This window comes from Butyrivibrio sp. ob235 (assembly GCF_900109475.1).
Taxonomy (GTDB): Bacteria; Bacillota; Clostridia; order Lachnospirales; family Lachnospiraceae; genus Butyrivibrio.
In genome coordinates this window covers 1-10,109 of record NZ_FOBE01000056.1, presented here as the reverse complement: position 1 = coordinate 10,109, position 10,109 = coordinate 1, and the positions used below count along the sequence as shown (strand labels likewise).

The 10,109-nt window shown below is 38.8% G+C and carries 12 protein-coding genes and 1 pseudogene; 1 reads left to right on the top strand and 12 read right to left on the bottom strand.

Annotated elements, in window-relative coordinates:
- Window positions 1-231: transposase (locus tag BMW61_RS21025; protein ID WP_175475336.1), on the top strand; the 231-nt coding region annotated here is incomplete at its 5' end.
- A 140-nt stretch (window positions 232-371) separates the two neighbouring features.
- Here BMW61_RS21025 and BMW61_RS22240 read toward each other — a convergent pair.
- The 12 genes and pseudogenes from BMW61_RS22240 to BMW61_RS20970 all read right to left on the bottom strand — a co-directional run bounded on the left by BMW61_RS22240 (window position 372) and on the right by BMW61_RS20970 (window position 9,940).
- Entirely contained in the window at window positions 372-518 is a 147-nt protein-coding gene (locus tag BMW61_RS22240; protein WP_175475335.1) for a hypothetical protein, read from the bottom strand.
- Window positions 519-726: 208 nt separating this feature from the next.
- Window positions 727-1,308 carry a DUF6434 domain-containing protein gene (locus tag BMW61_RS21020; protein WP_091825938.1) on the bottom strand — a complete coding sequence of 194 codons (582 nt, stop codon included), beginning with the start codon at window positions 1,306-1,308 and terminating at the stop codon, window positions 727-729.
- A gap of 64 nt (window positions 1,309-1,372) precedes the next feature.
- Window positions 1,373-2,185 (bottom strand): CPBP family intramembrane glutamic endopeptidase, encoded by an 813-nt coding sequence (locus BMW61_RS21015; RefSeq protein ID WP_091825935.1) that lies wholly within the window; start codon window positions 2,183-2,185, stop codon window positions 1,373-1,375.
- A gap of 77 nt (window positions 2,186-2,262) precedes the next feature.
- On the bottom strand, window positions 2,263-2,853 hold the full coding sequence (locus BMW61_RS21010) for an amidohydrolase family protein (RefSeq protein ID WP_175475334.1): 591 nt from the start codon (window positions 2,851-2,853) through the stop codon (window positions 2,263-2,265).
- Window positions 2,762-2,974 carry a P-loop NTPase family protein gene (locus BMW61_RS23000; protein WP_044929168.1) on the bottom strand — a complete coding sequence of 71 codons (213 nt, stop codon included), beginning with the start codon at window positions 2,972-2,974 and terminating at the stop codon, window positions 2,762-2,764. The genes BMW61_RS21010 and BMW61_RS23000 overlap by 92 nt, the downstream gene beginning before the upstream one ends.
- A gap of 95 nt (window positions 2,975-3,069) precedes the next feature.
- Window positions 3,070-3,843: an endo alpha-1,4 polygalactosaminidase gene (locus BMW61_RS21000; protein ID WP_051204908.1), complete on the bottom strand. Its 774-nt coding sequence runs from the start codon at window positions 3,841-3,843 to the stop codon at window positions 3,070-3,072.
- A 338-nt stretch (window positions 3,844-4,181) separates the two neighbouring features.
- Entirely contained in the window at window positions 4,182-5,378 is a 1,197-nt protein-coding gene (locus BMW61_RS20995) for a glycosyltransferase (protein ID WP_091825924.1), read from the bottom strand.
- Window positions 5,379-5,428: 50 nt separating this feature from the next.
- Window positions 5,429-6,697, bottom strand: coding sequence for an ATP-binding protein (locus BMW61_RS20990; RefSeq protein ID WP_091825921.1), 1,269 nt, complete (start codon window positions 6,695-6,697; stop codon window positions 5,429-5,431).
- Between the two features lie 297 nt (window positions 6,698-6,994).
- The gene (locus tag BMW61_RS20985; RefSeq protein WP_091825918.1) at window positions 6,995-7,546 is read right to left on the bottom strand and encodes a flavin reductase family protein; all 552 of its coding nucleotides are present in this window, start codon (window positions 7,544-7,546) and stop codon (window positions 6,995-6,997) included.
- Between the two features lie 143 nt (window positions 7,547-7,689).
- Window positions 7,690-7,821: pseudogene (locus BMW61_RS23130) on the bottom strand (glutathione peroxidase); the annotation flags it as partial.
- A 4-nt stretch (window positions 7,822-7,825) separates the two neighbouring features.
- Window positions 7,826-8,227: a flavodoxin family protein gene (locus BMW61_RS20975; RefSeq protein WP_091825914.1), complete on the bottom strand. Its 402-nt coding sequence runs from the start codon at window positions 8,225-8,227 to the stop codon at window positions 7,826-7,828.
- A 93-nt stretch (window positions 8,228-8,320) separates the two neighbouring features.
- Window positions 8,321-9,940: an IS1634 family transposase gene (locus BMW61_RS20970; RefSeq protein ID WP_091823332.1), complete on the bottom strand. Its 1,620-nt coding sequence runs from the start codon at window positions 9,938-9,940 to the stop codon at window positions 8,321-8,323.
- Between the last annotated feature and the right edge of the window lie 169 nt (window positions 9,941-10,109).

Below are 10,109 nucleotides of genomic sequence, written 5' to 3'. Positions count from 1 at the left end.
CTGATCAACACCTTAAAGTCCCAGCTCTCTAAAGAAGTCAGGATCAAATATCGTGAACATATAGAAAAATTTCTGTGGGGAGATGCTCTTTTCTGGAGCAGGAGCTATTTTTGTGCCACAACCGGGTCCGTTTCACTTGAAACAGTGAAAAAATATATAGAAAGCCAGCGCACGGATGACCACAAAAGAAAATATGAAAGAACAGGACGATACAGCAAAGCGAAGCGCTGAGGGTCAGCGATTCATCCCCCACCGACTATGTCGGAAGGAGTTTTCTCGCTGATACATCATAAAACAACATGCTATTCCCAAAATAAATATAAGACCGATAAACTTTATAACACTTTTCGGAAAATCATAAAGATTACCATTCATGTCTGTCCAACCCATGTAACTAAATACTGTCTTTTTCTCTGTATTGCTATATCCCTGGCAATGTCCATAAATTTATTGCCCCTGCGCTCTGCATCCTCCAGGACATTCCAATACTTATCTACATCGAAGGATGCAATATCCACATCATCACTTTTCAGGCGTTTACAGTCAACAACTTTTTTAAAAAAACATGTGATTTCTTCTGCTGCAAATGATTACACGTGTTATTTAAGAAAACAAAGACTCTACCATTATACTGAATAGAAAATTTGCACACAATCATTATCGACTGTGTGCAAATAAGCTCGTAAAAAACCAATCATGCTGATATTCGATGGTTTTTATTCCGATTTACTGTTCCAACACTTTAAGATCAGATCTCTCATATTTTTTTTGACCTTTGCGGCTTTTCTTATACTTCCAGCATCTTATAGCATCATCCAGCGAAGCACCTTTGTTATCTGCAAAGAAATCCCTGATATAGGTATTATACTCAAACTGCTTTCCAATAACGGTCTGCCCCTGCTTTGCTGTTCTTTTGATCTCATAATAAGCATCAATGGCATCACCATATGTTTTCCCAGAATTCGCTTTGAGCCATTTTTGAAATGTCACATTGAAAGAAAATGACTCTCCTATTTTGCTCTTAAAAAAGGCTCTATGAACCTCCGAACAAATAATGTTCTCTTCAATTTTACTGGTCTCTGTTATAGTGGTTATCTTTGCCTTTCTTTTAGTAGATGCTGTCCCCGATGAATTCTTGATTTTCCCCGTATCAAGATAGTATGCAATCCTCTCAGTAAGCTCTTGTTTTCCGCCGGAAGCAGGCAACCCGTTATCGTGGCAGAACTTTACAAGTTCTTCCTTCAGGTAATAATATTCAAGAAAATCTTGTCTCTTTAATCCCAACGTTAGTGTAGGTCTTTCAGACATACTGTCCTCCAATATCTTCCAATTTTATCCTCTACTACTACGATGTTAAAAACATTGTTTAGTATCAAGTTTGGAAACCCTTCTTTTTATGAATCATCACAATGATTGCAGCAATCACAAAAACTGAATTGCTTACTATCGTCTGTCTAAGATTTCCTCCAGTGCTTGATGCTCTATCAGCAATAGATTTCCCAGCTATTAGTCCGTACTTCGATAGTGTCATAAAATCCAAAGCAGCATGAAGAATAATCATTCCAAGTAGATTCTGCCACTTAACATATATTGCACACATCAATAATCCAAACATTGTATTAGCAAGAACCTGAATCAATGTCGCCTTAATATTCCCGTTCGCAAAATAGTTTCGAAAATGATATATCCCAAAAAACAGTGCTCCCAAAACTACGGATAGTACAGCTCTCTTTCCCTCTATACCAAGCCTATCCATGATAAGTTGCGTTACAGTTCCTCTCATGAACAATTCCTCAGAAAGGCCAATCATAAGGACAAAACAAATATAAAAAAAGATCTCAGTTACTGATTTAAACCTGGCAAAACCATTAATTGTATCCACTATAGTTACAACAGTTCCCATAATTGATATAGCCAATATTATTGCACCTGATAATAGACTGTTACCTAAATTTCTAAATGGTTTTTTTAATGAATCCGTTGTTCCTATGATAAATGCTATGAAAAATGACGGCAAAACCTTGGTTATTATCTCCCTAACAAAGAACGCCACATTAGATGCCCCAAACGATAACCGAAATATCTTTATAATTTGCCATATTGCCTCATGTATAACCAAATCTAAAACAAATGCTACTATAATTGCCAGCACTGTATGATTTTTGAAAAACTTCTGCATTACCATTTGTACCTCTCAGTGTTTTTGTTATTTTTAAGATATCATGCAATTTGTACCTTAGTACATTTTACTGTAATATATCTTCACAGTAGTTCCCTTTTCCCGTTCAATCCTCTGAGTCTTATTTCTTCCAACTGCTCCACCGATAAAGTTCCTGCCTTGTAAAGCTTGAGATATTCATTCTCTATAGAGCTATTGAAAATCAGAAGATCATCGGTATTGATTGTCACCTCAACGCCATTTTCAACCAGCGTCTTTATTGGATGATGCTCATAATCTTTGGCATAGCGAAGCATCACATTGCTCGAGGAACAAACGTTGAGCTGTATGTGATTATCCGCCAAAAATCGCATGGTATCTTTTGATGTGGCAGCACCAATCCCGTGATGAACTTCATCAAGTCCCAGCACTTCAACTGCTTTTCTTACATCATCTGCAGATCCCGACTCACCAACATGTATTATCTTAGTAAGTCCGTAATGTTCAGCTTTTCGATACAGGGGAATAAAAGCTTCAAATGGTCGAATATTCTCGCCGCCGCAGACATCGAGTGACTTAAAGAATCCTGTCTTTATATACTCATCAATTGAATCTGTCGCAGAATCGATATCGCACGCTGATATATAGGTAAGTTCCGGTTGTGAGAAGATTCTGCTTAACTGTAAGCTTCCCATCAAGAACTGAATTCTGAAAAACGATTCCGATTTCTTTTCTGATGGAATCATCTTCTCTTCCAAGCTCGTGTCCCATAACAAGGACTTCACCTGATGACTTTGGAAGTATTGTGCTCAGCATATTTATTGTCGTTGATTTACCGGCACCGTTTTCTCCAAGGAAAGCACAACTCAGATGAGTTGCACTTTTCGTAAGGTGAAATACATTTTTTAGTTTCAGGACAAATCCAGACGCCCCGAAATATAGTATTTGTAATGCTTTTTCTTGCAATATTCTCTTATTTTATTGCTCAATTTTTTATCCTTGGTGTATTCCAGCAGATAGCATTTTTTATGGGCACGTTTTACAGTCTTTAAGTATTTTTTGAAATATTTCGTTTCATCGGAGTCGTTTTTCCCAAACTTATCCTTATCATAATCAATTATTTTTGAAAAAACCGTCTCCTGATTTACACCATCAAGAATCCCGTTAAGGTTGCCATTTTTCTCGTAATATTCTGTGATGAAGGTATCTCCTCCATTGATTATGACTTTTCCCTTTTTGCTAAGACCTTTGAGAATATTTTCCACACCGGCATATATGTTTTCAGTATGATACAGATAATAAACATCGATATTATCTACAAAAAAACCATCTACTCCGGTTTCATCTATCTCCGTAGAAAGCTCATTCAGGATAAAATTCTGCCATTTCTCCGTTGAGACATCGACCCATTTTTCATCAGGCCAATTATCATACACACCAAGTGTTATATCTTCGAATCTGCTGTAATAATCCCGATAATTCTCTATAGCTCCGACATTGATATAGCTGTAGACTTTATGTCCCTTTTTCTTTAGCTTCTTAATATCTTTTGATGAAAAGCCATTCTGAACATCGAGGACAATTGTCTTATAATCCCCAAACTTTTTCATGGCACTCTTTCCGGCATTTACCGATAGAAAAACGCCGTAATCGTAAGCAAATTTATTCCCGGCACAAACATTCATGCTAAACACTCCCATAAAAAAGCATACGCACAATGTCAGCACCAGACCCCTTCGGCTTAAGTTTCTTTTAGCCACACTTATTAAATTCCCCATGATAAACCTTTTCGTTCTCCTCACATATATTATTATTTGCCCGTAATTATTTTACAAAGCATAATCTGAAATGTACATAAGCTATTCATTAAAACTCTGAAATGAAATATTAGCCACTTCATATAAAAAACTCCTTATAACAAAAAAGTGTTCACGAAACCAACCGTTTTTGTGAACGCACATTAATGGAGATTTTCTACTATTATAATAAAGTGCTTTTATGATAGAAGCCAAAAGAAGATAAATCATATAACACTTTCAATTAATTGTACTGTTTCAGACAATCCACCCTCAGTCCTGATCTTATCAGATATTTCCATTGCATTTTTGCTTTTTTCATCATACGTATCTTGCATTTGAACAATGGAATTATAGATATTTTCTTCAGTCAGCTCCTTTGCTTTCAATGGTTCCGTGGCCACATTTAAATTTCTAAGCTGCATTGCAAATCCCATCTGGTCCAGCACATGAGGAACCGGTATAGACGGTATTCCATAGATCATGGTTGCAGCAGATGTTCCAAAACCACAGTGATGAATCACGAAGCTGCACTGTTTGAAGAGCCAGCTGTGAGGAACACTCCCAACAGACATCATTGTTTCCGGAAGTTTATACTCTTCAAGTGATTTTTGAAAGCCTTGTATGATTGCCCTGCATCCCGCCTTTTGAAATGCTTTGACAAACATATCCAGTTTATCCGTTTCTGCTTTATCTTCGAATGACATTGCGCCGAGTGCGAGCAGAACAGGCTTTTCACCACTTTTAAGAAAGGCTGTTAATTCCTCACTTGGCGAATATACCTCCTCTTCTTCAAACCAATAGCCTGTCAAAATATGCTGGTCTTCCCAATACGGGCTTCTTGTCACAACAAATTTACTTATGGGGATCAGGTCGAGTTTTTGAGACATCAGGGAATCACCGACTCTCATCGCTTTAAGACCATAAACCTTTCTGATCTTGTTATATGGCTTGTTTATCTGTTTACCGATCAAGCCCCCGATAAGCTTATTAATAAATGTCTGCGGCTTTTTCTTTTCGGGGATCATTTCAATCTGCAAAGTCACGTTTACTGTGGGAATATTCAAGGCCTCTGCTTCTACTGCTCCCATCTGACTGTGACTTACTATGATAAGATCATTTCCTTTGCATGCCTCATATATTTCATTCGTTGAATTCTGAATGATCTTAAATATGAAATTCATTGTCCTAAGCATGCTAAGGGCAGCATTTGAACTTTTACCTCTGATAACTGCTGCTTCCATCTCTATATCAATATCAGGTCCGACGGGAAGAAAAGAAATACCCGATTCTTCAATAAGTTTTCTCCAACAGGGATGAGAACCGAGTTTAACATCATGTCCGTTTTTCTTAAGAGCCCTTGCAAGATATATGTACGGTTGGATATCTCCTCTTGTTCCCATTGTGAAAATGATAGTTTTCATGAAATATATAACTCCTAACCTGCTGCATTATATAAAAATATAATATTCAATCAGAATGCTACCCCCATAATAAACTTATAAACAGGTATCACTTCTATGGTAAGACCATCTTTCGTAATCGTACGTTCTTCCTCATTAGTAACTATAATAAGGCGTCGTATCCCCTTTGTTTTCTCTGCAAAAGATACAAGACTCTTAGTCTCTCTGTCTTCTGCTGTCTCTAAACTATACGCAACCTGAATAGCACAGTTTTCTTCAGGAATAAAGAAATCAATATCTATTCCCGTCCGCGTGGATTTGAAATAATATACTTCTTCAAACCTACGCTTTAAATATACCGCAACTGCATTCTCTAATAGCGCTGATGGTTTATCTACAAGGAACAATGACAAAATGCCATTATCATAAAAATAAAACCTTGGAGTGCTCTCTTTTTCTGCAAGCTTCGAGACATAATTCCTGTTTCTGAACAGGAGATATGCGTTTTCAGCGTACGAAACGTAGTCAATCATCGAATCTGTTGATGTCTTAATTCCTGTTGCTTTTACATTCCCTGCCAGCGTATTGAAAGATATTTCATGCATCACTGTTTCAGCTATTTTCTTTATCATAAGCCTGAGGGCCATCTTATTATTCACTTTTTCACGCTCTATAATGTCTCCAAGGAGAACCTTCTCATAGACACTCTTAATATATTCTCTTTTGTTGGATAAAAGCTGCGCTTCAGGAAAGCCACCACTCAAAATATATTCCTGGCATCCTCTGCGAACTTTGGCAGCTTTAGAAGTTGTCAGAAATGCCTTTTCATCATGAGCTATCTCCTTGTAATCCAGTGACTCACTAAGAGAAAAAGGCATGATCATTTTGGACAAATATCTGCCTCCAAGAGCCTTTTCCATTTCAGAGCTAAGCATCTTAGCATTGCTTCCCGTAATGTATACATGCTTTTTCTGATCAGCCATTCTTCTGGCAAAATGTTCCCAGCCGTCAATGATCTGAATCTCATCAAAGAAATAGTATAACTCTTTGGCATCCGTGAACTCATAAGCAGTCTCTACGATGTCATTAAAGTCATCCTTTGAAAACCCCAATAGTCTGTCATCCTCGAAATTGACATAAATTATCTGAGACCAATCGCATCCTGCTTCAACAAGTTCTCTGGCTATTTTATATAAAAGTGTCGATTTTCCCGCTCGTCTAAGCCCGACAAGAATATAATTGACATTCTTTTCGAAGTCATAGTCACGTTCTATGATTTCAGCACTTTGAATTATCTCAATCTGATCAAGGATGACCCGTTTCAATATATCATGATTCATGTCCGCCTCCGGTTATCATATTGATACGATGTTCTATGTTGATTTTATCGCTCGCACACGACAAAATCAAGAATATTTATCTTGTCAAAAAGACAAGCAACAGTATCAAATGCATAGAACTTGGCAAAATAAAGAAAGACTGATTACCTACGCGCTCAGATGCCTTATCCATGAAATCCTCATGAAAAAACAAGGAAGCATTTGGCTCTTGCCTGCTCCCTTGTCCATCATAATAATATCACGCCTAAAAAAGGTCTTCCATACTCAATCTATACTCAATCTATACTCAATTTATACTCACTTCAGTTTAGCTCCATCAGAAAATGCATTGCCAACTTTCTCACCAATTCCAACGTAAGCATTGTTAAATGGATCAAATGCTATAGGTCTAAGCTTTTTCATATCAACCTTGCCATCTGTAATCACACTGTCGTCAGCACTAACATTTACTATCTCGCCAACAAGTATGCCGTCTGTGAAGCTCTTTACCTTACATTCTAAAGCAAGAGGGAGTTCATCGATGAGAGGCGCATCCACAAACTCACTCTTTGTTGCATGGAAACCGGCTTTTTCAAACTTATCAGGAACCTTCCTGCCGGATTCTATTCCTACATAATCACATGCAACAACCTGATCTTCAGTAGCCATACTTACAGTAAAAGCACCTCTTTTAGCAAGATTATCAGTAGTCTTATGCTCTGAAAGGCTAATAGATATCTCTTTAAAATCTGTTGTGATTCCCCAGGCAGCATTCATTGCATTGGGAACACCGTTCTCATCATATGTTCCGATAATAAGTACCGGCTGTGGGTACATAAGTGGCTTTGCTCCAAAGTTTGTTCTGCTCATACTTTATCTCCTTTTGTGTTATCTGCCCAATTGTAACTCAATGCTGCTTACCAATGTTTCCGGTTTTGCTGATGGTGCAAACCTTTCAGCAACATTTCCTTCTTTATCTATGAGAAACTTGGCAAAATTCCACTGAATTCTCCCAGGTCTTCATACTGAGGCGTAAGTCCGCACTTTGTCGCTGTATTTACTATCAGCAGCACCTTACCTTTATACTCAGATAATGATACATCATTTCCTTTATTGTCTTTCACTGTAAAATCATAAACATTCATGTCTTTATACTCCATTCTCTGCGCCAAACTGTCTTGCTGCCTCAATCTTACCGTCGATATTAAGCATATGTGCGTAGAAATAATCCTCTGCAACAGCTATGCCTTTTCCCTTAAAGATTTTCTTCAATGCCAAGACTGTTCTTCTCGACCAGTTTGAGGTGGTAAAAAGAACTATCTTTCCCACCATGCCAGGATCAAGTTCCTCAGCATACTGCCTGAGCTCTGGTGCCATTATATTGGCATATGGGGCTCCTCCAAGAAAAAGAATATCCGCTTTTTCTGTCAGTTTCGGCTCATCATCTATGCTTACTGCTTTTGTTGCAGCCCCTTCGGCTATTGCTTCAGCTATTCTTCTTGTGTTTCCAGCTTTCGTCCTTGAATAGTAACGAACTTCTACTCTTCCCATTACCTATATCCTCTGTGTTTTGTATTTGTCCCTATTAGATTGTGTGCAATGTTTATGTATATAACCTAAAGTCCCGTCATTTTATACCAAGGATTATGTCGGGACAGGTACTTCCATAAGCTCATAGAGCTTACGTTGTTTGTTAGTTATTTCAGATAGATGATGCGCTCTGCCTGGCTGCTGGTAGTATTCAATAACATCCAGTTCATCAAGCAATGACTGCATTGTGTAATCACTGAACAGGCCATGTTCATCCATCTGTTTTTTGATATAAGACATCAGCTGCAGTGCTACGAACTGCACAAAGAGTTTACCTTCGAAGTTTTCTTCAGATGCGACAGACATCCTGCGCATGGAAAGGCGCTCTTTGAGGTTACCAAAGGACTTCTCAATAAGATCCTTCAGCCTGTATATACGAAGCGCTTCGACAGGATCCTTGATGCCATTGGTCATGAGAGCAAAATAGCCATAGTTACGCTCAGCCTTGCGAATTGCATCCTCATTGAATGAGTAGGTTTTTCCTCTTACTGGTGTCTCATGTATTGTAAAGTACTTCTGATACAGCTTTGTATCTTCCGGATCAGGAGTGCCATTTACCAGGTTGTTTTCAAGGCGGTCAAGCATTGCATTGAACCGTACCTTGTCATCAGTAGCTTTCTGGTCATTGTAGTAGAAATGGAGATATATACGGTGCTTGGCAGTAATGACTTCACCGGAGCGAGGTTTTTCCTTGGTGTATTCCCATTCCTCTGTGAATGACATGACATAGAGCTTTAGCTCAGAATTATAGTTAAAGCGGGTAACGAAATCATCACGGATCTTGTTAAGACGGCTGCTTACAAGATTCAGTGATAGCCTGGCTCCTATGAGGAACTTATGATGATGCTTCATCAGATCATTTATGTTCTTCTCGCTGTAGAAGCCTCTGTCCATGACAAGCTTGAGTTTCTCAAGTTTAAGGAAATCAACATCCTTAACGAGGTTCTCTATAGTCTTAACATCAGTAATGTTACCTGCCAGTTTCCTGTAGTAAACAGGGAGCATTGATTCCTCTCCATACAGCAGAGCAAGATTTATCTGCGGAAGGGAATCACCTTCCTTGTTCTTTCCATACTTGGCCTGCTTTATCAAAGTCGAGTATGAGGAGATAGATGTTGTATCAAAAGCGAGGTATTCATCGCAGGAGTGGCGCTTTGCCTGATATTTGAAGTAATCCATCTTGGATTCTTCAGTGATCAGTCCGAAAAGTTCACTGCTCCTCTGAGAAGGAATATCCTTGCCATAAGGATGCCTGTGGGTGCTGCCCCATTTGGTGAAACGGTATAATGGCAGCCCTTCCTCGATAACGAGGTAGTAAGCTATGGAGAGAATCTGTGGTGCCAGTGAGCCGTAGCACTTTCCAAGATCACCGGCAATGCCTGTCTTTTCAGCAATCCTGTCAAGCAGGTATGTTGCTCCATAAAACTGACAAAGACAGATGTCTGTTGGTACAGGCCCGGTCTTGGAAGTCGTGAGACTGGCTTCATATTCAGCTTTGAGACGATGGAAGTTTTTGTTGGGCTTGAAGTCCGTTCCATCATACTTGCCAATGTACTCACGCTTATGATCAGCCTGCTGCTTTTCTGCATTCCAGAATGGGTGATCAATATATGCGTAACCATTCTGAATGCGGACTTTATCAGTGATCCAGGGCTCATTTATCTTGATTTCCATAACCCACCTCCTTGGTATAATTATACCAAGGCATTGACGGAATATCAAGCAAAATCTGTGTTTTTGATACAATATTTTGTGCTCGCAAAGCCAGTAATATCAAGGATTTGCGGTAGTAACTGTTAACGATTTATACCAGAGCCTTGGTATAATTTCGCGGGAGCGCAGG

Bases quoted from the DNA above. Each gene is read 5' to 3' on its own strand.
- BMW61_RS21020 (WP_091825938.1), bottom strand. From the start codon at position 1,308: ATGTCTGAAAGACCTACACTAACGTTGGGATTAAAGAGACAAGATTTT.
- BMW61_RS21015 (WP_091825935.1), bottom strand. From the start codon at position 2,185: ATGGTAATGCAGAAGTTTTTCAAAAATCATACAGTGCTGGCAATTATA.
- BMW61_RS21010 (WP_175475334.1), bottom strand. From the start codon at position 2,853: ATGGGAAGCTTACAGTTAAGCAGAATCTTCTCACAACCGGAACTTACC.
- BMW61_RS23000 (WP_044929168.1), bottom strand. From the start codon at position 2,974: ATGCTGAGCACAATACTTCCAAAGTCATCAGGTGAAGTCCTTGTTATG.
- BMW61_RS21000 (WP_051204908.1), bottom strand. From the start codon at position 3,843: ATGAATGTTTGTGCCGGGAATAAATTTGCTTACGATTACGGCGTTTTT.
- BMW61_RS20995 (WP_091825924.1), bottom strand. From the start codon at position 5,378: ATGAAAACTATCATTTTCACAATGGGAACAAGAGGAGATATCCAACCG.
- BMW61_RS20990 (WP_091825921.1), bottom strand. From the start codon at position 6,697: ATGAATCATGATATATTGAAACGGGTCATCCTTGATCAGATTGAGATA.
- BMW61_RS20985 (WP_091825918.1), bottom strand. From the start codon at position 7,546: ATGAGCAGAACAAACTTTGGAGCAAAGCCACTTATGTACCCACAGCCG.
- BMW61_RS20975 (WP_091825914.1), bottom strand. From the start codon at position 8,227: ATGGGAAGAGTAGAAGTTCGTTACTATTCAAGGACGAAAGCTGGAAAC.
- BMW61_RS20970 (WP_091823332.1), bottom strand. From the start codon at position 9,940: ATGGAAATCAAGATAAATGAGCCCTGGATCACTGATAAAGTCCGCATT.